The organism is Kitasatospora sp. NPDC059327 (genome assembly GCF_042752535.1).
GTDB lineage: Bacteria > Actinomycetota > Actinomycetes > Streptomycetales > Streptomycetaceae > Kitasatospora.
In genome coordinates this window covers 1-19,151 of record NZ_JBHYYB010000081.1, presented here as the reverse complement: position 1 = coordinate 19,151, position 19,151 = coordinate 1, and the positions used below count along the sequence as shown (strand labels likewise).

The 19,151-nt window shown below is 74.7% G+C and carries 19 protein-coding genes; 10 read left to right on the top strand and 9 right to left on the bottom strand.

Translation table 11 applies throughout. From position 1 onward, the window contains the following. Window positions 1-114: 114 nt before the first annotated feature. Window positions 115-1,170, bottom strand: coding sequence for a LacI family DNA-binding transcriptional regulator (locus ACFXHB_RS34010; RefSeq protein ID WP_380578959.1), 1,056 nt, complete (start codon window positions 1,168-1,170; stop codon window positions 115-117). A 364-nt stretch (window positions 1,171-1,534) separates the two neighbouring features. Here ACFXHB_RS34010 and ACFXHB_RS34005 point away from each other — a divergent pair, with 364 nt between their 5' ends. Further along, the gene (locus ACFXHB_RS34005) at window positions 1,535-3,523 is read left to right on the top strand and encodes a CBM35 domain-containing protein (RefSeq protein WP_380578957.1); all 1,989 of its coding nucleotides are present in this window, start codon (window positions 1,535-1,537) and stop codon (window positions 3,521-3,523) included. Between the two features lie 71 nt (window positions 3,524-3,594). Here ACFXHB_RS34005 and ACFXHB_RS34000 read toward each other — a convergent pair whose 3' ends face one another. From ACFXHB_RS34000 to ACFXHB_RS33990, 3 genes are all read right to left on the bottom strand, one after another. After that, window positions 3,595-3,912, bottom strand: coding sequence for an SHOCT domain-containing protein (locus ACFXHB_RS34000; RefSeq protein ID WP_380578955.1), 318 nt, complete (start codon window positions 3,910-3,912; stop codon window positions 3,595-3,597). Between the two features lie 93 nt (window positions 3,913-4,005). Further along, window positions 4,006-4,437, bottom strand: coding sequence for a DUF6325 family protein (locus ACFXHB_RS33995; protein ID WP_380578953.1), 432 nt, complete (start codon window positions 4,435-4,437; stop codon window positions 4,006-4,008). 31 nt (window positions 4,438-4,468) lie between these two features. Then, window positions 4,469-4,879: an SHOCT domain-containing protein gene (locus tag ACFXHB_RS33990; protein ID WP_380578951.1), complete on the bottom strand. Its 411-nt coding sequence runs from the start codon at window positions 4,877-4,879 to the stop codon at window positions 4,469-4,471. 534 nt (window positions 4,880-5,413) lie between these two features. On the opposite strand from ACFXHB_RS33990, the gene ACFXHB_RS33985 reads away from it, so the two are divergent. The 7 genes from ACFXHB_RS33985 to ACFXHB_RS33955 all read left to right on the top strand — a co-directional run bounded on the left by ACFXHB_RS33985 (window position 5,414) and on the right by ACFXHB_RS33955 (window position 12,525). After that, a complete protein-coding gene (locus tag ACFXHB_RS33985) occupies window positions 5,414-5,743 on the top strand; it encodes a carboxymuconolactone decarboxylase family protein (RefSeq protein ID WP_380579002.1) in 330 nt (109 codons plus the stop codon). 204 nt (window positions 5,744-5,947) lie between these two features. Then, the gene (locus tag ACFXHB_RS33980) at window positions 5,948-7,282 is read left to right on the top strand and encodes a diacylglycerol/lipid kinase family protein (protein ID WP_380578948.1); all 1,335 of its coding nucleotides are present in this window, start codon (window positions 5,948-5,950) and stop codon (window positions 7,280-7,282) included. Between the two features lie 644 nt (window positions 7,283-7,926). Continuing rightward, a complete protein-coding gene (locus ACFXHB_RS33975; RefSeq protein WP_380578946.1) occupies window positions 7,927-9,495 on the top strand; it encodes an ATP-binding protein in 1,569 nt (522 codons plus the stop codon). Then, on the top strand, window positions 9,492-9,899 hold the full coding sequence (locus ACFXHB_RS33970; RefSeq protein ID WP_380578944.1) for a roadblock/LC7 domain-containing protein: 408 nt from the start codon (window positions 9,492-9,494) through the stop codon (window positions 9,897-9,899). The genes ACFXHB_RS33975 and ACFXHB_RS33970 overlap by 4 nt, the downstream gene beginning before the upstream one ends. Then, window positions 9,896-10,255: a DUF742 domain-containing protein gene (locus ACFXHB_RS33965; protein WP_380578942.1), complete on the top strand. Its 360-nt coding sequence runs from the start codon at window positions 9,896-9,898 to the stop codon at window positions 10,253-10,255. Before ACFXHB_RS33970 ends, ACFXHB_RS33965 begins: the two co-directional genes overlap by 4 nt. Beyond that, window positions 10,236-10,853 (top strand): ATP/GTP-binding protein, encoded by a 618-nt coding sequence (locus ACFXHB_RS33960; RefSeq protein WP_380578940.1) that lies wholly within the window; start codon window positions 10,236-10,238, stop codon window positions 10,851-10,853. The genes ACFXHB_RS33965 and ACFXHB_RS33960 overlap by 20 nt, the downstream gene beginning before the upstream one ends. A 154-nt stretch (window positions 10,854-11,007) precedes the next feature. Then, the gene (locus ACFXHB_RS33955) at window positions 11,008-12,525 is read left to right on the top strand and encodes a cytochrome P450 (protein ID WP_380578938.1); all 1,518 of its coding nucleotides are present in this window, start codon (window positions 11,008-11,010) and stop codon (window positions 12,523-12,525) included. A 54-nt stretch (window positions 12,526-12,579) separates the two neighbouring features. On the opposite strand, the gene ACFXHB_RS33950 is transcribed toward ACFXHB_RS33955, so the two are convergent. The 5 genes from ACFXHB_RS33950 to ACFXHB_RS33930 all read right to left on the bottom strand — a co-directional run bounded on the left by ACFXHB_RS33950 (window position 12,580) and on the right by ACFXHB_RS33930 (window position 17,292). Beyond that, window positions 12,580-13,083, bottom strand: a complete 504-nt coding sequence (locus tag ACFXHB_RS33950; RefSeq protein WP_380578935.1) for a hypothetical protein — start codon at window positions 13,081-13,083, stop codon at window positions 12,580-12,582. A gap of 140 nt (window positions 13,084-13,223) precedes the next feature. Then, entirely contained in the window at window positions 13,224-13,754 is a 531-nt protein-coding gene (locus ACFXHB_RS33945; protein ID WP_380578933.1) for a VOC family protein, read from the bottom strand. A gap of 10 nt (window positions 13,755-13,764) precedes the next feature. Continuing rightward, window positions 13,765-14,139 (bottom strand): helix-turn-helix transcriptional regulator, encoded by a 375-nt coding sequence (locus tag ACFXHB_RS33940; RefSeq protein ID WP_380579000.1) that lies wholly within the window; start codon window positions 14,137-14,139, stop codon window positions 13,765-13,767. A 132-nt stretch (window positions 14,140-14,271) separates the two neighbouring features. Continuing rightward, window positions 14,272-16,671, bottom strand: a complete 2,400-nt coding sequence (locus tag ACFXHB_RS33935; protein WP_380578931.1) for an ATP-binding cassette domain-containing protein — start codon at window positions 16,669-16,671, stop codon at window positions 14,272-14,274. 210 nt (window positions 16,672-16,881) lie between these two features. Further along, on the bottom strand, window positions 16,882-17,292 hold the full coding sequence (locus tag ACFXHB_RS33930; protein WP_380578929.1) for a VOC family protein: 411 nt from the start codon (window positions 17,290-17,292) through the stop codon (window positions 16,882-16,884). A 291-nt stretch (window positions 17,293-17,583) separates the two neighbouring features. Between ACFXHB_RS33930 and ACFXHB_RS33925 the strand changes: the two genes are divergently transcribed. Both ACFXHB_RS33925 and ACFXHB_RS33920 read left to right on the top strand, forming a co-directional pair. Then, window positions 17,584-18,393, top strand: a complete 810-nt coding sequence (locus ACFXHB_RS33925; protein ID WP_380578927.1) for an SDR family NAD(P)-dependent oxidoreductase — start codon at window positions 17,584-17,586, stop codon at window positions 18,391-18,393. Window positions 18,394-18,543: 150 nt separating this feature from the next. Next, complete coding sequence (locus ACFXHB_RS33920; protein WP_380578925.1) at window positions 18,544-18,861, top strand: WhiB family transcriptional regulator; 318 nt, start codon at window positions 18,544-18,546, stop codon at window positions 18,859-18,861. The last annotated feature ends 290 nt before the right edge of the window (window positions 18,862-19,151 follow it).

The following is a 19,151-nucleotide window of genomic DNA, read 5'->3' as shown; positions in this document are numbered from 1 at the left end:
CCGGTCACGCCCCACCGGTGGTCCGGTGCCCCAGCACCCGCCGGCCGCCCCGGCGGTGGCGCGCCGTCCGCCGGTCGGCGGTGGCCGGAACCGGCCCGGCCGGAGCCCCCGCCTTCAGCCGGCGGGACGCTCCGAAGCGGCGGACGGCACGGCGGCCGGCGCGGCGGCCGGGCCGGCTTCGGGGGCCGGGCCGGTCGACGAGCGGATCACCAACTCGGGGTCGAACAGCAGCTCGCCGGTCGGCACCTCGCGGTTGCCGACGAGCGCCAGGATGCTGCGGCCCACCTCCAGCGCGAGCCGGTCGGCCGGCTGACGGACCGTGGTCAGCGGCGGGTCGACGAACTCGGTGATGGCCGAGCCGTCGTAGCCGACCACCGACACGTCGCCGGGGACGGAGCGCCCCTGGCGCCGGATGCCGCGGATCGCGCCCAGCGCCATGTAGTCGCTGGCCGCCACGACGGCGGTGGCGCCGCGCGCGAGCAGCGGGCCCACCGCGGCCTGTCCGCCCTCGACCGTGTAGGACTGACGGATCACCCAGTCCTCGGCGCCCTCGATGCCGCGCCTGGCCATGGCGTCCAGGAAGCCCCGGACCCGCCGGTCGGCGGGATGGTTGCCCGCCGGTCCGGACGCCATGCCGATCCGCCGGTGCCCCAGCCGGTGGAGGTGGTCGACCGCCAGCTCGGCGGCGAGCGCGTCATCGGTCGAGAAGACCGGGGTCGGTACGCCGTCGGCGAACTCGCCGTTGATCCCGACGAACGGCACGCGGCGCTGGCGCAGCAGCTCGTACGTCCCGGTGTCCGCGCCGTCGACCGTGTTCGAGGCGGACAGGAAGACGACCGCCGCGACGCCCTTCTCCACCAGCGTGGCGATGAAGTCCCGTTCCTGCACGCCGCCGGGGAAGGCGGGGCACAGCACCGTCTTGAGCCCGTGCGGCGCGAGGGCCGACTCGATCCGTTCCGCGACATCGGCGAAGAACGGGTTCGAGACGAACTCGGTCACCACCGCGACCAGTTGGCCCTGGGTCTGGCGCTCGTACCCGAGCTCGGCCATCGCCTGCTCGACCGCGTCCCTGGTCCTCTTCGCGACGCCCTGGCGCCGGTTGATCACCCGGCTGACCGTGGCCTCGCTGACTCCCGCCCGGGCTGCCACGTCGGTGATCCCGACCTTCATTGCGGTCCTCCGTGTCCGTGCCTCCGGACCTCCGCGGGGTCGGCCGCCGATCGGGCCCGTCCGGCGGGAGCTCCGACGAGCGGCCCATGATACGGCCGGTGAGCCGGTGGATCACGCCCCCGGCCCCGCCGTTCGCCCTTCCCGCCGGCGCTCCGCCGACAGCTCCGCCGGCCCGCTCCGGGCGCGCCACCGGTCGGCGGGGTCCGTACCGACTTGCACGATCTGAATGAAAACCTTCAGTCGGATCCGACAACAGATCTTGCCGAGTCCATTGCAAGCCTTCACCGGCGCTTGTTAGCGTGCCTCGCGCCCGGTCGGCGACGGCCGACCCCGCCGACCCCACCCTCAGCCCCCGGAGACCTCGATGAAGCGTTCCCGCCTGTCCCTGCTGTCCGCGTGCGCCTTACTCGCTCCGCTCGCCCTCGGCACCCCGGTCGCCGCGGCCGCCGAAGCGGGCACCGCACGACCCGGCACGGGCACCGCCGCCCCGGCACCGCTCCCCCTCGTCGACCCGGGCTTCGAACAGGGCGGCACGGGCTGGGCGTTCAGTCCCGGAACGGGGGTCGCGACCAACTACCCCCACGGCGGCGGCGGGCTCGCCTACCTGGACGACGGCGCCGGCAAGAGCGTCACCCAGACCGTGACGGCCACCGGCCGGGGCACCTACGACATCTCGGCCTGGATCGCGACGGGCGGCGCGAACGGCAGGTACGAGGCCCGGGTGAACGGCGCCGTCGTCGCCTCCGTGACCCTGCCCGACGCGCCCGCCTACCGCCGCCACACGCTCAGCAGGATCACCCTGGCCCCGGGCGACCGGCTGGAGATCGGCTTCCGGTCGGGGGACGGCTGGATCAACGCCGACGACCTGATGGTCTCCCCCTCCTCCCCGGCGGACCCGAGGATCAGCTCCTCGGACCCGAAGATCGTCGAAATGTTCGACTGGGCCAAGCGCAAGGCCAACAGCTGGGTCCAACTCCCCGGCGCGCAGGGGCCACTGAACGTCGACGAGTGGAATACCGGCGGCTCCGGCACCGGCACCTACGGGGCCTCCTACTGGGCCGGCTACGCCAACCGCAGCGGCTACTACTCGCGCGACTTCGCCCACCAGCTGGCCGGCGCGGGCGTCCTGGGCCTGAGCGGCGCCAACAAGGCCATGCTCCGCTCGTTCGCCGCCTCCGCCACCGCCGAACACGCCTACTACCCGGTCTGGGCGCTGAACTTCGACACCACCAGCTACCTCTCGATCGACTACCGCGGCCCCGGCAGCTTCGTCCGCGAAGTCCCCGCCGTCTTCGAGCTGGTGCAGAAGGCCGCCGAGGCGTACCGGTGGAGCGGCGACCGCGCGTACGTCGACGACCCGACCCTTTGGGACTTCTACCGCCACGCCACCGGCGAGTTCGTGGACCTGCACGACGGCGGCAAGGGCAACGGCCCGGTGAAGGTCGCCGAGGGCACCGGCAAGGGCATCTTCCAGGGCACCGCCAGCTACAACGAGCAGAGCGGCGAACCGCTCGCCGAGGCCGGCGACGCGATCGGCTCCCAGTACCAGGCGTACCTCGCGATGGCCGAACTCGCCCGCGGCAAGGGCGACCGCGACCTCGCCGCGACCTACGCGCGCAAGGCCCGGGACCTCAAGGCGTACTTCAACTCCACCTGGAGCGGCGCCGGGTCCGGCGCCGACATGGTGCGCGGCTACACCACCGACGGGCGCGCCCTGACCGGCTGGGGCAAGGAGAACAGCTGGTTCATGCCGATGAAGCGGATCATCGCCCCCGGGGCCCGCCTGGACGCCTACCTCGACTACATCGACCAGCAGGCGTCCGGCGCGGACGCCCCGGACAACATCGAGGCGCTCACCTACCTGCCGGACACCTTCTTCACCAACAACCGCGCCGACACCGCGTGGAAGTGGATGAACCACGTCTACGACCGCAAGGACATCCAGCACGTCAACGCCAAGCAGGGCACCAACGGCGACTACCCCGAGGTGTCCTTCACCCTGCTCGGCCAGACCGTCGAGGGCCTGCTGGGCGTCGAGCCGGACGCACCCGCGCGGACCCTCACCACGCAGTCCCGGCTGCCCGCCGGGATGGACTGGCTGAAGATCGACGATCTGCGGATCGGCACCGCCACCTTCTCGCTGCGGCACGACGGGGCCGGCAAGTCGACCCTGACCAACACGTCGGGCGGCGGCGCCTACAGCTGGGAGGCCCGCTTCCCCGGCGCCCACGCCACGATCACGGTCAACGGGGTGCCGCAGAAGGCCCGGACCAAGGTGGTGGACGGCGTCACCTACACCTACGCCACCCCGACCGTGGCCGCCGGCCGTACGGTGACGGTCCAGGTCGGCTGAGGACGGCCGGACCGGTCCGGCGCCGCGCGGTACGCCGTGCGGGCCGGACCGGTCCGGCGGGCGGCCACCGCTCAGCCGGCCAGCACGCGGGCCTTCGCCGTGCCGAACTCCTCCTCCGTGATCACACCCTGGTCGCGCAGCGCGGCCAGGCGTTCCAGCTTGCCGATGACATCGTCCTGCGGGGCCGGCGCGGCGCCCGGAGGCGGTTCGGCCGGGCCGGCCGCCGGCGCGGCGGCGGGCTCGGTGGCCGCTGCGGGCCCGGACCTCTCCTCCTGCCGGCGGGCGACCCGGCCGGAGACCGCCGTGGCGGTGCCGGCGACGACCGCGGTGCGCGCGGCCGCGCCGATCAGGCCCGGGCGGCCGGCGCGACGAACGGGGCGACCCAACATGACCGTTCTCCTTCTGTTCGTCCGTCCCCCGTGTTCCCCCCGCCCCTCCCGCTCACGCTCACGGCGGATCGCCCGCTCCCGGCGGCGGCCGGGTCAGGTCGGTCCGGCGGCCGCGGCCTCCATCGCCCGCTCCACCACGGGTGCGGGAATCCGCTCGTGGGCCACCAGCAGGCCCCCGGCCCGCCGGACCGCCTGGGCGATGGGGGCGGCCCAGGTGTTCTCCCAGGCGAGGACGGCGGCCGAGGAGTCGGGGACGAGTTCCCGCGCGATCAGCGCGACGTCCTCCGCGCTGAACAGCCCGCCGATCTCGCCGTCGATGTCCGCGAAGACCGACGACTCGTCGGGGTCGAGGGACTGCAGCTCGATCTGGGTGACACTGCCGTCCGCGGCCTTCTTGACGAAGGTGAGGTCGATGATCCGGACCGTGCCGTTCTGCACGAGCCTTCGCAGCTCGGGCGCGATCTCACCACTGAACCGGTTGCCGGGGAAGGCGATGACGACGTACTCGACCGGGCCGATCGTCATGACGGACTCCTCTCCTCAGGCCCGCGCCTGGTCAGGCCAGCACCTTCGCCTTGGCCTTCGCGTACTCCTCGTCGCTGATGTGGCCCTGTGCCTTCAGCTCGGCGAGCCGGCCGAGTTCGGCGGCCGCGCTCGGTGGTTCGGCGGTCTGCCGGACGTAGGACCGGAACTGCTCCTCGCTCCTGCGCGCACGGGCGAGTTCGCGCTGCCCCATCCCGGAGCCCCGGGCGATCAGGTACACGAAGACGCCGAGGAACGGCAGGAAGATGACGAAGATCAGCCACCCGGCCTTGCCCCACCCGCCGAGGCCGTCGTCACGGAAGATGTCGGCGATGATCCGGAACAGCAGCATGAACCAGAGGATCCAGAGGAAGAACCAACACATCGTCCAGAACACGTTGAGCAGTGGGTAGTCCGCAGCCAGGTTTTGTACGGCCATGTCCATCGTCGGTCTCCTGTCCGAACTCCTCCCGCGACCCGTCTCGGGTCGCGTGGGGGCGGCACCACCGTGGGTGCCCCGCCGCACCGGGCCCAGCGATCGGCCCGGTGGCCAGGCACCGGTCCGCGACTCCGGGCCTCGGTCGGCGGGGGCGCGCGGCGCCCCGACCCACCGGCCCGACCGCCGGGCAGGCGTTGTGGCGGGGTCGGCCCTGGTCGCCGGTCGGGCGTCACGCATCGGTGGCTGTTCGGCTCGCCCGTCACGAACCCGACGACACCACGGGCACGCATTCAGGCTAGACCCACCCCGGGGCGGCGGCGCGGGCGAGAGGCGCCGGCCGCCCCCGCACCCACCCCGCCCACACACGCACCCCGGGCCCGGCCGGCCGGGCGGGCGGGCGGGCGGGCGGCAACGGAGTGCGACCGCCACTCATCCGGCCTATCGTCGAGGGAGGGGGCCCGGCGTTCGAGCAGTCCGCTGCTCCCCGGCCGCGGCGTGCCGGCTCCCACCCGCCGAAGGAGATGGCCCGGTATGACCAGCATGACCAGCCCGTCCGACACTCCCGTTCTCGACACCCTCGCCGCCATGACCATGGACTCGGTCGAACGGTGCGGCCTGCCGATGGACACCTTCCTCCTCACCAGGATCGCCGCGCTCGTCGCCGTGGACGCGCCGCCGATGTCCTACCTGGCCCACATCGGCGCCGCCGCCGACGGCTCCGACCTCACGGCCGAGCAGCTCCAGGACGTCCTGGTGGCCATCGCGCCGATCGTGGGCACCGCCCGCGTGATGTCCGCGGCCGCCCACATCGCGGAGGCGCTCGGCCTGGCCATCGCCGTGGCCGAGAGCGACATGACCCCGGGCAGCTGACCCCGGGCAGCTGATCCCGGGCGCCTGGTCCGCCGACGCGGCCCAGGCCCCGAGTTCGGCACCCGACCACAGGACCGCGCCGACACACCGGAGCGGACCCGGGGACCGCGTCGGGCCCGGTACGCGGTCCGCTCGCCACCGGGCACCCCGTGACCGACCCGGGCGGACACCCCGCGCCGGGCGATGGCCGAGGAGGCGCGGAGGATGGCGTCCCGATCCCGCACCAGCGCCCGATGGGCCGCCCGTGCCGCGCTGGCCTGCGTGCTGGGCGCCGTCGCGGTGCTGGTGGCCGTGGTCGGGGCCGGCGGCTTCCTGGTGCTCGCGATCGGCCTGGCCGGCCTGGCCCTCACCGCGGCCGGGACGTGGTGGGTGGTGTCCCACCACGGAGCCGTGCGGTTGGCCGGTGCCCTGCTGGTGATCGCCGCGCCGGCGGGCGTCGTGGTCGGCTACGCCCGGGCCGACCTGTGGCCGGCCGCCCTGGGCGCGCTCGCGCTCTGGGCCGTCGCCGTCGCGTGCGCGCGCTCGGCCCTGCGCCGGGCGCGACCCCACGACGGCATGCGCGCGGTGGTCGCCACACGCCCCCGGCACGCCGTACTGATCATGAACCCGAAGTCCGGCGGCGGCAAGGTCGGCCGGTTCGGACTGGTCGAACGGGCCGAGGCCCTCGGCGCCGAGGTCGTCCTGCTGGACACCGCCGCCCACGTGGACATCGCCGACCTCGCCCGACGCGCGGTCGCCGAGGGCGCGGACCTGCTCGGGGTGGCCGGCGGCGACGGCACCCAGGCCCTGGTGGCCGAGGTCGCCGCCGAGCACGACCTGCCGTTCCTGGTGATCTCGGCGGGCACCCGCAACCACTTCGCCATGGACCTCGGCCTGGACCGGGGGAATCCGGCCGCCTGCCTGGACGCGCTGACCGACGGCGAGGAACTGCGGGTCGACCTGGGCGTCGTGGGCGGCCGCACCTTCGTCAACACGGCCTCGTTCGGCGCCTATGCCGAGATCGTGCAGAGCCCGGAGTACCGCGACGCCAAGGCCGGCTCGGCCCTGGACGCCCTCCCCGGCCTCCTCCTCGGAAACGCCGGTCACCCACTGGAGGTGGTGCTGGCCGACGGCACCCGGCTGACGGCGCAGCAGGCGCTGCTGGTCAGCAACAACCCCTACACGGCCCCCGAACCGACCGCGGTGGGCAACCGCCGGCCGCGGCTGGACGGCGCCACGCTGGGGGTCGTGGGGATCCGGGTGGGCAACGCCTCCCAGGCCGCCGCCGTCGCGCTGCGGGGCGGCCGGGCGGCGGGCCTGCGGGCGCTGACCGCGCCGCGGGTGGTCGTCGACGCCGACACGGAGCGGATCGCGGTCGCCGTGGACGGCGAGGCGCTGCGGCTGCCGACCCCGGTCACCTGCGCCGTCCGTCCCGGGGCCCTGCGGGTCCTGGTGCCGCGCGGACGCCCGGGTGCGCCGCCGGCCGCGCCCGCGGCGGACTGGCGCGAGGTCGTCCGCCTGGCCCTCGGCCGGCCGCGGCGGTCGCCCCGGAGCGGGTAGCGCCGTCCTCGCTGCCGGCCGCCCGGCCCGGGGCGCTCGGCCAGGGGCGCGTTCGCGTGGCCGCACGCCGGTGGTGACCTCCGGCCGCCCTCCGGCGCGTGCCGCCGGCGGCACGCGCCGCCGGACCGGCGCGGTCCGGGCCGGCACCGTCCGGACGAACCGGTCCGGGGCGGCTCCCGACGGTCGTTCCCGGCGTGACGGCCGGGCCCGGGCACCGCACCGGGGAGCCGCCGGCGGACTCGACGTAGCACGAACTCAGCACGCGGCGGGGGGATTTCCTCGGGATACCCCTCACATGAGCGAACCCCTTCCCGGCCACGGTACGACAGGCCCGTGGCCGGGCAAGTCTGGTGCCTGTACCCAGTCGGGCGGGCCGTTCCGGCCGGCGTCCGGGTTGCGTGGAGCGTGCGACAGCGCGCCACCGGATCGGCTATAAAACACTGTTACTGATCTTTCGTCAGAAATGTCCCGGACATCCGGTCGTCCCGCTCCCGGGCGGCTCCGTCGCGCGTCCGTCGCGCCGGAGCCGCCCGGGAGCGGGACGGCACCACCCGCCCAGGACTGCCGCCGCCCACGGACCCCGGCGCCGCCGGACCCCGCCCACGACCGCCCTCCCCCACCCCTTCGACCGCTTGAGGATGCTGATGCTTCGTGCTGGATCGTCACCCGGAGGCCGACGCCCGGCTCCCGTACTCGTGTGGCTGGTGCCCACGGTCGTGACGGCGGGCGCCGCTGTCGTCGCCGCGCTGGTGACCTCCACCGGCGCCCGCGCGGAAGTCATCTGGTGCGGAGCGGTGGGCACCGCGGCGGTGGCCCTGGTCGCGGCCGAGGCGGCCCGCCGGGGCCGCGCGCTGGCCGCCCTGCGCGAGCGGTTCGCCCTCCAGGAGAACGAACTGCGCCGCCGACTGGCCCGGCAGGAGGCCGAGACCCTCCGACTGGCCCAGGCCGTCCTGCCCGAGGCGCTCGCCCGGCTCCAGCGCGGTACGTCGACCGACGAGGTGGTGAGGTCCTACGAGGGCCAGGACACCGGCACCGGCCCGCAGTTCCAGGCCGCCCGGCTGGCGGTGCTGCGCGCCGTCCTGGAGACCGTCGACCAGGAGGAGGGGATGCGGGAGAGCACCCAGCGGGCCTTCGTCAACATCGCCCGCCGCGTCCAGGCGATCGTCCACCGGCAGGCCCAGGAGCTGCGCGAGATGGAGGACCGGCACGGCAACGACCCGGCGGTCTTCGACGACCTGCTGCGCCTGGACCACGGCAACGCCCTGATCGGCCGCCTCGCCGACAGCATCGCCGTCCTCGGCGGTGCGCGCCCCGGCCGCCAGTGGAGCAAGGCGGTGCCGCTGTACAGCGTGCTGCGCGGCGGCATCTCGCGCATCCTGGACTACCGGCGGGTGGAACTGCACCCGGTCTCCGAGGTCGCCGTCACCGGTCCGGCCGTCGAACCGCTCATCCACGCGGTCGCCGAACTGCTCGACAACGCCACCCGCTACTCGCCGCCGCAGACCAGCGTGCACCTGACCGCCGTCGAGGTGCAGACCGGCATAGCGATCGAGATCGAGGACGGCGGCCTCAGTCTCAGCGAGGAGGGCCGCGCCCGCGCCGAGCGGATGCTGCTGGAGGCACAGGCCGGCATCGACCTCAACGACCTCGGCGAGACCCCCCGGCTCGGCCTGGCCGTGGTCGGACGGCTCGCCCAGGCCTACGGCTTCCAGGTCTCGCTGCGGCCCTCCGCCTACGGCGGGGTGCGCGCCGTGCTGATCGTGCCGCAGGACCTGATCACCACGGCTCCCGCCACCGGCCGGGCCCACGGCATCGGCGCCGCCGCCAACCCGCAGCCGGCCCCGGACACCGCGCCCCGCCCCTCGGACCGGCCGCGACCGGTGTCCGTCTCGCGGCCCTGGGGCTCCCGGACCGTCGCGGTCCGCCCGGGCCCGTACGCGGCCGAGGACGACACCCCGGTGGTGACCGAGCGGACCGCCAACGGTCTGCCCCAGCGCCGCCGCCACGCCGCGCCCTCCCGGCGCGGCGCGGCCGAGCCGCCCCGGATCGCCCCGGCCCCCCGGGCCCCGGACCCGGTCCAGGCGCCGGTCCAGGCGCCGGTCCAGCCCGGCATGTGGCTGGCCGCGTTCACCGAGGGGGTGAACGGCCACGCGCCGTCCGCCGGCACGACCGGCCCCACCAGCGAAGAGTCGGCAGGGAAGAGCGAGCAGTGATTCAGCAGCGGAGCAACATGGACTGGATGCTCAAGGATCTGGCGGACAGCGTCCCGCACGCCCGACACGTCGTCGTGCTCTCCGCCGACGGTCTGCGGATGGCCCAGCACGGCACCGACGACGACACCGCCGACCGGCTGGCCGCCGCCTGTGCCGGACTGCAGAGCCTGGCCGCCGCGGTCGGGCACGAGTTCCCGCACAACGACGGCCGGATGCGACTGGTCGTGATCGAGATGGGCGGCGGCTTCTTCTACCTGATGGCGGCCGGCGCCCGGGCCTACCTCGCCGTCCTCGCCGACGAGGGCGTCGACGCCGGCCTGATGGGCCAGCGGATGCGCGACCTGGTGGCCCGGATCGGCGAGCACCTCAGCACACCGGCGCGCAACGGCGGGCAGGTCGCGTGAGCGCAACCGACCAGGACTGGGACGACGGAAAACCCGAACGCCTCTACGTGATCACGCGCGGCCGCAGCGGACTGGCCGAGCAGACCACGTTCGACCTGGTCACCCTGATCGTCTCCCGTGCGCAGCCGGCGCCCACGATGCAGCCGGAGCACGCGGCGATCCTGCGGATCTGCGGCTCGCCGCTGTCGGTGGCCGAGATCTCCGCCTACCTGCGGCTGCCGATGAGCGCGGTGACCGTCCTGCTGGCGGACCTCCTCGCCGAGGAGCTGATCGAGGCCCGCTCGCGGGTCCCCCAGGCCATCCTTCCCGAACGCGCTCTGCTGGAGGCGGTGATTCATGGACTTCAGAGACTCTGAGACGGCCCTGGGGCCGCAGCACGCCGACCTCCTCCCGGACTCGGCCACCACAGCGGTCAAGGTGGTGATCGTGGGGGGCTTCGGGGTCGGCAAGACGACCCTGGTCGGCTCGGTGAGCGAGATCCGCCCGCTGACCACCGAGGAGACGATGACGCAGGCCGGCGCCGAGATCGACGACACGGCCGGCATCGAGCGCAAGACCTCGACCACGGTCGCGATGGACTTCGGCCGGATCAGCATCAACGAGGAACTGGTGCTGTACGTCTTCGGCACCCCGGGGCAGGAGCGGTTCTGGTTCCTCTGGAACGGCCTGTTCGAGGGTGCGCTGGGCGCCGTGGTGCTGGTCGACACCCGCCGCCTCGAAGTCAGCTTCGAGGTGATCGGGCGGCTGGAGGACCGCGGCGTGCCGTTCGTCGTCGCGGCCAACACCTTCCCCGAGTCGCCGAGTTACCCGACCGAGGAGCTGCGGGCGGCCCTCGACCTGCCGCCCGAGGTGCCGATCGTCGACTGCGACGCCCGCACCCGCGAGTCCAGCCGTGACGTCCTCCTCGCCCTGATGCGCTACCTGTACGACCTCCCGACGCCGTCGGCGCGGTGACCCGCGCGGCCACCGCACCTCCCCCGCTCCACCGGCCCGTGCCCCCGCCGCTCCGTCGTGACCGTCCACGACGGTCGCCGACGGCGAGCGTTCACGACGACCGCGCGGGGCGGCCGCCGTCCGGCGACCACCCCGCCCCGACTCCGGAGACTCCGTGACCACCCCGTTCCCTGACGACGCGCTCCCCACCCCACCCCCCGGCTGCCCCGCCCACGGCCTCGGCCCGGACGGCCCCGGCACCGGCGCCCCACGCGGCGGCGGACTGGGCGCCGACGGCCTCCGGCGGCTCTACGGGCCCGAGGCCGAGGCCGACCCGGCCGGCCTGTACGAGAAGCTGCGCGCCGAACACGGCGAGGTGGCGCCCGTCCTGCTGCACGGCGACCTCCCCGCCTGGCTCATCGTCGGCCACAGCGCGAACCTCATCGCCATGCGCACCCCCTCCCGGTTCTCCCGGGACTCCCGCCGCTGGGCGGCGTTCCAGGACGGGCTGGTCGCCCCGGACTCCCCGCTGATGCCGGTGATCGCCTGGCAGCCGCTCTGCGTGTTCGCCGACGGGGAGGAGCACAAGCGCCTGCGCGGTGCGGTCACCGACGGACTGAACAGCTTCGACCGGCGCGGTGTCCGGCGTCACGTCACCCGCTTCACCGACCAGCTCGTCCAGGAGTTCGGCGCCACCGGCCGGGCCGAGCTGGTGACCCAGTTCGCCGAGCACCTGCCGATGCTCGTGATGACCCAACTGGTCGGCATGCCCGAGGAGTACGGTCCCCACCTGGTCGAGGCGGCCCGCGACCTGATGAAGGGCACCGAGACCGCCGTCGCCAGCAACGAGTACGTCGTCGCGACGCTGCGCCGGATGATGGAGCGCAAGCGGGTGTCCCCCGGTGCCGACCTGGTGTCCTGGCTGATGCGGCACGAGGCCCGGCTCACCGACGACGAAGTCCTCGAACACCTGCGGGTCGTCCTGCTCGCCGCGAACGAGACGACCGTCAACCTGATCGCGGACACCCTCAAGATGGTCCTCACCGACCACCGGTTCCGCACCCACCTGTCCGGCGGCCACATGACCCTGTCCGACGCCCTGGACCAGGTGCTCTGGGACGCGGCGCCGATGTCGCTGGTCGCGGGCCGCTGGGCGACCGGGGACACCGAACTCGGCGGGCAGCGGATCAAGGCCGGCGACATGCTGCTGCTCGGCCTCGCGGCCGGGAACGCCGACCCGACCGTGCGCCCCGACCCAACCAAGCCGCTCCACGGCAACCGCTCCCACCTCGCCTTCGGCGCCGGCCCGCACGAGTGCCCCGGCCAGGACATCGGCCGCGCCATCGCCGAGACCGGCATCGACGTGCTCCTCACCCGCCTGCCGGACCTCCACCTCGCCGTCGAGGAGGAGGAGTTGACCTGGACCTCCGCCTGGATCTCCCGTCATCTCTCCGCCCTCCCCGTCCAGTTCACCCCCCGGGCGACACCGGAGGAGCAGCTGCCGGCGCCGGCGGGCACGGTACCGGCGACACCGGGCGCCGTGCCGTCCACCCCGTCGCCGGCCGGCACCCCGCAGACCGGCGCCCCGCAGGCCGGTCCCGCCGAACCGGCCGCCGACGGCGAACCGCTCCTCACCGTCCCGCACCAGCGGCGGTCCTGGTGGGACTCGCTCACCCGGTGGCTCCGGCTCTGACCGGCCGGCCCCGGCCCGGCCCGACCGGCGAACTCCGGGGCGGGCCGGGCCCGCTCAGCCCGGCTCGGCACCCGGACCCGGCTCGGCACCGAGATCGACGGCGGCCGTGCCGTGCAACACCCGCCCGGCCGCCCGCGCCTCCTCCAGGCTCCGGGTGAAGACCTCGATGCGCTCCCGCGTGGCCAGGGCCATCAGCCCGACCGGCCAGGTCCCCGGCGGCACCACGAGGACGACGGCCCGGCCCCGCCGTTCGGCCGCCGACACCCAGCCGGCCGAGGCCGCCACCGGCGAGGCGGGTTCCCACACCTGCCGGCCGCCGATCAGCACCAGCCTGGCCAGCAGCGCTCCGCGCACCTCCAACACACCGCTGGTGTCCGGCGGTTCCCCGGCCGCCAGGGTGAACCCGCTGTCCACCAGGTTCTCGACGAGTTCACCGTGCAGCGCGGGCCCGACCTCCACGATCACTTCCGCGAACGGCGGACCGTCGGCCGTCTCGCGGACCGCCAGGGCCCAGACCATCGGTGCCCGCTCCGGACCACCGGCCGGCTCACCGGCCACGGCGCGGCTCCCCGGGCGGAGCGGGTCGGGCGCCGCCGCCCGCGGCCGGCGCCTCCGGGCGGGCAGCCCCGACGGGCAGGGCCGGGCCGGGCTCGACGGGGGTCACGTCGCGAGCGCCCGGGTCGAGCGTACCGGCCGGCTCACCGGCCACGGCGCGGCTCCCCGGGCGGAGCGGGTCGGGCGCCGCCGCCCGCGGCCGGCGCCTCCCGGCGGGCAACCCCGACGGGCAGGGCCGGGCCGGGCTCGACGGGGGTCACGTCGCGAGCGCCCGGGTCGAGCGCACCGGCCGGCTCACCGGCCACGGCGCGGAAGCCGCGGTCGCGCACACCGTGGAGCCGGTCCACCGGCTCCCGCAGCACCTCGCCACCGGCCGCGCCGCCCCGCTCAACGACGGCGCCGCAGCCGTCGGGCGCGACGAGGACACCGCACAGGCCCTTGGCCATCAGCTCCGCCAGGGCCCGCCGGCCGGCCGACGAGGCGTTCGGGTCGGCGAGGGGCGGTTCGAGGAGGACGGTCACAGCCGGCCGCGAGCGTGGGCCGAACATGCCCCCGCGCGTCCCCCCGAACCCGGCGTCGTCGCGCGCCTCCGGGCCGAGGAGGTCGCGGGGGGAGGCGATCGCCCGGTCGTGGTCGTCCACGGCGACGCAGCACCGCGAGAGCCTGGTCTCCATGCCGCCCAGGCTACGACCGGCCGGCGGCGCCCGCTTCCCCGCTCCTGACCGGCCGGGTGTGGATCTTGGCGATGCAGGCCGGGACGGCCGCGCCGTCCTCGTGGCCGCGGGCCCGGTAGGCGCTCGGGTTCTCGCCGACCAGCTCGGTGAAACGCGCGCTGAACGACCCGAGCGACGTACAGCCGACCGCGAAGCAGACCTCCGTCACCGTGAGGTCGCCGCGCCGCAGCAGCGCCTTGGCCCGCTCGATGCGGCGGGTCATCAGGTAGCTGTAGGGCGTCTCGCCGAAGGCGGCCCGGAAGCTGCGGGAGAAGTGCCCCGCGGACATCAGGGCGTCACGCGCCAGGGCCGGGACGTCGAGCGGTTCGGCGAAGTCGCGGTCCATCCGGTCGCGGGCGCGCCGCAACCGGACGAGATCGGCGAGGTCCGGGCGTTTCACCCGATCAGTCTCCCACAGCGTCCGCGGCGCGGACCGGGCGCTGTGGGAGACCGCGCGGACCGGCGCGGCCGCGCGCCGTCAGGCCCCGACGTAGGCCGCGAGGTGCTCGCCGGTGAGGGTCGAACGGGCGGCGACGAGGTCGGCGGGCGTGCCCTCGAAGACGATCCGGCCGCCGTTGTGGCCGGCCCCGGGCCCGAGGTCGATGATCCAGTCGGCATGGGCCATCACCGCCTGGTGGTGCTCGACGACGATGACCGACTTGCCCGAGTCGACGAGCCGGTCGAGCAGGCCCAGCAGCTGCTCGACGTCGGCCAGGTGCAGGCCCGCGGTCGGCTCGTCGAGGATGTAGACCCCGCCCTTGTCGGCCATGTGGGTGGCCAGCTTGAGCCGCTGGCGCTCGCCGCCGGAGAGCGTGATGAGCGGCTGGCCCAGGCTGAGGTAGCCGAGCCCGACGTCGGCCAGCCGGCCGAGGACGGCGTGCGCGGCCGGTGTGCGCGCCTCCCCGGCGCCGAAGAACTCCTCGGCCTCCGCCACCGACATCGCGAGCACCTCGCTGATGTCGCGGCCACCGAGGCGGTACTCCAGCACCGCCGCCTGGAACCGCTTCCCCTCGCACTCCTCGCAGGTGGTGGCCACGCCGGCCATCATCGCCAGGTCGGTGTAGACCACGCCCGCGCCGTTGCAGGTGGGGCAGGCGCCCTCGGAGTTGGCGCTGAACAGGGCGGGCTTCACCCCGTTGGCCTTCGCGAAGGCCTTGCGGATCGGGTCGAGCAGTCCGGTGTACGTCGCCGGGTTGCTGCGCCGCGAGCCGCGGATCGGGCTCTGGTCGACCGCGACCACGCCCCGGTCGGCGGCGAGCGACCCCTTGACCAGCGATCCGTGCACCAGCGAACTCTTGCCCGACCCGGCGACGCCCGTGACTACGGCCAGCACCCCGAGCGGGACGTCCACGTCGACGTCGCGCAGGTTGTTGGCCGTCGCACCGCGGATCTCCAGCGCGCCGGTGGGCTCGCGCACCGTCTCCTTGAGGGCGGCCCGGTCGTCGAAGTGCCGGCCGGTGACGGTGCCACTGGCCCGCAGCCCCGCGACGCTGCCCTCGAAGCAGACGGTGCCGCCGCCCGTGCCCGCGCCCGGGCCGAGGTCGACGATGTGGTCGGCGATCGCGATCGTCTCCGGCTTGTGCTCCACCACGAGCACCGTGTTGCCCTTGTCCCGCAGCCGCAGCAGCAGGTCGTTCATCCGCTGGATGTCGTGCGGGTGCAGGCCCGCGGTGGGTTCGTCGAAGACGTAGGTGGTGTCGGTGAGCGAGGAGCCCAGGTGGCGGATCATCTTGACGCGCTGGGCCTCGCCGCCGGACAGCGTTCCCGAGGGGCGGTCGAGCGCCAGGTAGCCGAGGCCGATCTCGACGAACGAGTCGAGGGTCTGCCCCAGCGCGGTGAGCAGGGGCGCCACCGAGGGCTCCGCCAGGCCGCCGACCCAGGCGGCCAGGTCGCTGATCTGCATCGCGCAGGCGTCGGCGATGCTGATCCGCCCGATCTTCGAGGACCGGGCCCCCTCCGCGAGCCGGGTGCCCGCGCACTCGGGGCAGGTGGTGAAGGTGACCGCCCGCTCCACGAACGCCCGGATGTGCGGCTGCAGCGCCTCCTTGTCCTTGGACAGGAAGGACTTCTGGATCTTGGGGATCAGCCCCTCGTAGGTGAGGTTGACGCCCTCGACCTTCACCTTGGTCGGCTCCCGGTGGAGGAAGTCCCGCATCTCCTTCTCGGTGAAGTCGCGGATCGGCTTGTTCGGGTCGAGGAAGCCCGACTCGGCGTAGACCCGCACCGTCCAGAAGCTGTCCGACTTCCAGCCGGGGATGGTGAACGCGCCCTCGGCCAGCGACTTGGAGTCGTCGTAGAGCTGGGTGAGGTCGATGTCGGAGACGCTGCCCCGGCCCTCGCAGCGCGGGCACATGCCGCCGGTGCGGTTGAAGGTCGCCTTCACCGTCTGCTTGGCACCGCGCTCCACGGTGATCGCACCGCTCGCCCGGACCGACGGGACGTTGAAGGCGTAGGCGCTGGGCGGGCCGATGTGCGGCTCGCCGAGCCGGCTGAAGAGGATCCGCAGCATCGCGTTGGCGTCGGTGGCGGTGCCGACCGTGGAGCGGGGGTCGGCGCCCATCCGCTGCTGGTCGACGATGATCGCCGTCGTCAGCCCTTCCAGGACGTCGACCTCGGGCCGGGCCAGCGTCGGCATGAAGCCCTGGACGAAGGCGCTGTAGGTCTCGTTGATCAGCCGCTGCGACTCCGCCGCGATCGTGCCGAACACCAGGGAACTCTTGCCCGAGCCGGAGACACCGGTCAGCACCGTCAGCCGGCGCTTGGGGATCTCGACGCTGACGTCCTTGAGGTTGTTCACCCGCGCGCCGTGCACGCGGATCACGTCGTGGCTGTCGGCAGCGTGCGGCGCAGGCGGCTGCGCGTCCGTCCTCTTGGCCATGCTGGTGCTCTCTCCATCCGTCGTACGGGCCGCCTGCGCGGTCTCGGTCGGCGTCACCCGGCTCGATCCAACCAGCTCGGCCGGACATCCGGCGCTCCCTCGGCGGAGCGGTCGCCCCGGCCGTGCTGCCGGGCGGCGCAGCCGCCGGCCGGGAGGCGGCGGGGCCCGTACGGACGTCCGTACGGGTGGGTGGCTCCGGTGGCCGGCCGGTCAGCGGACCTCGTTGATCCGGATCATGTTGCCCGCCGGATCGCGGAAAGCACTGTCGCGCAGGCCGTACGGCTGCTCGGTCGGCTCCTGGACGACCTCGCCGCCGGCGGCCTTCACCCGGGCGAAGGTGGCGTCGAGGTCATCGGTGGCCAGCACGAGGCGGGCGTAGGTGCCCTTGGCCATCATCGCGGTGACGGTGCGGCGCTCCTCGTCGGTGGTGCGGGGATCGCCGGCCGGCGGCTCCAGGACGACGGACGTACCGGGCTGGTCGACGGGGCCGACGGTGATCCACCGCAGGTCGCCGGAGCCGACGTCGTTGCGGACCTCGAAGCCGAGGACGTCGCGGTAGAAGGCCAGCGAGGCGTCCGGGTCGGTGTGCGGGAGGAAGGTCCAGTGGAGGGTGAGGTTCATGGGAAAAGGCTAGGCGCGACCGCGTGAGCGGGGCTTCTCGAATCCTGATCGGTTCGGGGGCCGCGGGTGGTGACCGGTCGGCGGTCGGCCGGGCCCAGCGGCCGCGGGCTCCGGTCCGCGGGGGATCAGCACCCGGACCCGCACGCGGCCGCCGGCGCAGGCCCCGGTCGTCGCCCCGGCGGTCGGCCAAGGGGGCGGCCGGGGAAGGGGACTGACGTGGCGTGAGCATAGGATCCGATGGTTCATCGAACACCGAACACCGAACACCGATCCCGGCGGAGGCGCCCACCCATGTCCGACCAGCGCGTTGTCCTCGTCACCGGCGGCGGTTCCGGCATCGGGGCGGCCACCGCCCGGCTGCTCCGGGCCGACGGCTGCCGGGTGGTGATCTCCGGGCGGCGCCCCGAGGCGCTGGAGCGGGTGGCCCGGGAGACCGGCGCGGTGGCCCGGGTCTCCGACGCCACCGACCCGGACGCCGTCCAGGAGCTGGTGGAGGGCACCGTGTCCGCCTTCGGACGGCTCGACGGGCTGGTGCTCAACGCCGGGGTCGGCCGGGGCGGCTCGGTCGGCGACGTCACCCTGGAGGACTGGGAGCTGGTGATGCGCACCAACCTCACCGGCCCGTTCCTCCTGCTGCGGGCCGCCCTGCCGCACCTGCTGCGGGCGCGCGGAGCCGTCGTGGCGGTCTCCTCCGTCTCCGCGCTGCGCAACGGGGCCGGCAGCGCGGCGTACGCCACCTCCAAGGCGGCCCTGTTGCAGCTCTGCCGCTCGCTCGCCGTCGACTACGGCCCCCGCGGGCTGCGGGCGAACACCGTCTGCCCCAGTTGGGTGCGGACGGAGATGGCCGACCGCCGGATGACCCGCTTCGCGGCGGAGGAGGGGCTGGCCGGCCCCGACGCGGCGTACCGGGAGGCGACCCGGCTGAGCCCGGCCGGCCGGCCCGGCGAGCCCGAGGAGGTGGCGGCGGCGATCGGCTGGCTGCTCTCCCCGGCGGCGAGCTACGTGAACGGCGCGGTCCTCACGGTGGACGGCGGGGTCACCGCGCTCGACCCGGGCACCACGGCGTTCGACTTCCGGCTGGAGCCCCGGCACGAGGCCTGACGGCCACCGAACGGCGGCACGGCCGGGTCTCCGGTCGGGGTGGGCTCCGGCCGTCCCCGGAGTCCACCCCGAGGAACAGGCATGAAACGGCCGATCCGGGTCAGACGAGGCACGCAGCACCCCTGCTCGTCGTCGACAAGGAGCCGTAGCGTGAGCGACACCTCTCCCCTGACCGCCGCATCCGAGCAGACCTGGAACCGGCCGCGGCACGCCGCGTGCCGGAGCGTCGACGGCAGCCGGCTCTTCCGGGGCGTGGACGGCCCCGGCGCTGCCCCCGGCGGGTCCGAGGAGGCCGCCAAGGCCCTGTGCGGTGCCTGCCCGGTGCGGATCGAGTGCCGCCGGCACGCCCTCGCCGCGCGGGAGCCGTTCGGGGTGTGGGGCGGGCTGGGCGCGGAGGAGCGCCATGCCCTCTTCGTCGGCGACCTGGTGGCCGACCGCGACCTGGTGGCCGACCGCCGCGCCGCCTGAACGCCCCACCGCCCGAACGTCCCGGGGGCGGCCGCACCGCCGGCCGGTTCCGCCGTCGCGGAGCCGGGGCCGACCCCCGGCCCGGCCGGCCCCGGGACGCCGCGGCCGGTCGGGCGCCGGCGCACCGTCGGGCGGCCGTCGTCGTCGGTCGGCGGGGTCGGTCCGTCAGGCGGTCCCGACGGTCTCGTCAGGTGCTCCGGACCGTCGGGAAGGTGTCGCCGCCGGTGATCCACTCGCCGCGGCGCATGACGGCGACCAGGTCGTAGCCCTCGGAGTCGAGGACGACGAGG

What these genes read in the sequence shown, in the direction of transcription:
- ACFXHB_RS34010 (WP_380578959.1), bottom strand. Translation starts at nt 1,170, where the DNA reads ATGAAGGTCGGGATCACCGACGTGGCAGCCCGGGCGGGAGTCAGCGAG.
- ACFXHB_RS34005 (WP_380578957.1), top strand. Translation starts at nt 1,535, where the DNA reads ATGAAGCGTTCCCGCCTGTCCCTGCTGTCCGCGTGCGCCTTACTCGCT.
- ACFXHB_RS34000 (WP_380578955.1), bottom strand. Translation starts at nt 3,912, where the DNA reads ATGTTGGGTCGCCCCGTTCGTCGCGCCGGCCGCCCGGGCCTGATCGGC.
- ACFXHB_RS33930 (WP_380578929.1), bottom strand. Translation starts at nt 17,292, where the DNA reads ATGAACCTCACCCTCCACTGGACCTTCCTCCCGCACACCGACCCGGAC.
- ACFXHB_RS33995 (WP_380578953.1), bottom strand. Translation starts at nt 4,437, where the DNA reads ATGACGATCGGCCCGGTCGAGTACGTCGTCATCGCCTTCCCCGGCAAC.
- ACFXHB_RS33985 (WP_380579002.1), top strand. Translation starts at nt 5,414, where the DNA reads ATGACCAGCCCGTCCGACACTCCCGTTCTCGACACCCTCGCCGCCATG.
- ACFXHB_RS33935 (WP_380578931.1), bottom strand. Translation starts at nt 16,671, where the DNA reads ATGGCCAAGAGGACGGACGCGCAGCCGCCTGCGCCGCACGCTGCCGAC.
- ACFXHB_RS33960 (WP_380578940.1), top strand. Translation starts at nt 10,236, where the DNA reads ATGGACTTCAGAGACTCTGAGACGGCCCTGGGGCCGCAGCACGCCGAC.
- ACFXHB_RS33940 (WP_380579000.1), bottom strand. Translation starts at nt 14,139, where the DNA reads ATGGACCGCGACTTCGCCGAACCGCTCGACGTCCCGGCCCTGGCGCGT.
- ACFXHB_RS33975 (WP_380578946.1), top strand. Translation starts at nt 7,927, where the DNA reads ATGCTTCGTGCTGGATCGTCACCCGGAGGCCGACGCCCGGCTCCCGTA.
- ACFXHB_RS33945 (WP_380578933.1), bottom strand. Translation starts at nt 13,754, where the DNA reads ATGGAGACCAGGCTCTCGCGGTGCTGCGTCGCCGTGGACGACCACGAC.
- ACFXHB_RS33990 (WP_380578951.1), bottom strand. Translation starts at nt 4,879, where the DNA reads ATGGACATGGCCGTACAAAACCTGGCTGCGGACTACCCACTGCTCAAC.
- ACFXHB_RS33980 (WP_380578948.1), top strand. Translation starts at nt 5,948, where the DNA reads ATGGCGTCCCGATCCCGCACCAGCGCCCGATGGGCCGCCCGTGCCGCG.
- ACFXHB_RS33925 (WP_380578927.1), top strand. Translation starts at nt 17,584, where the DNA reads ATGTCCGACCAGCGCGTTGTCCTCGTCACCGGCGGCGGTTCCGGCATC.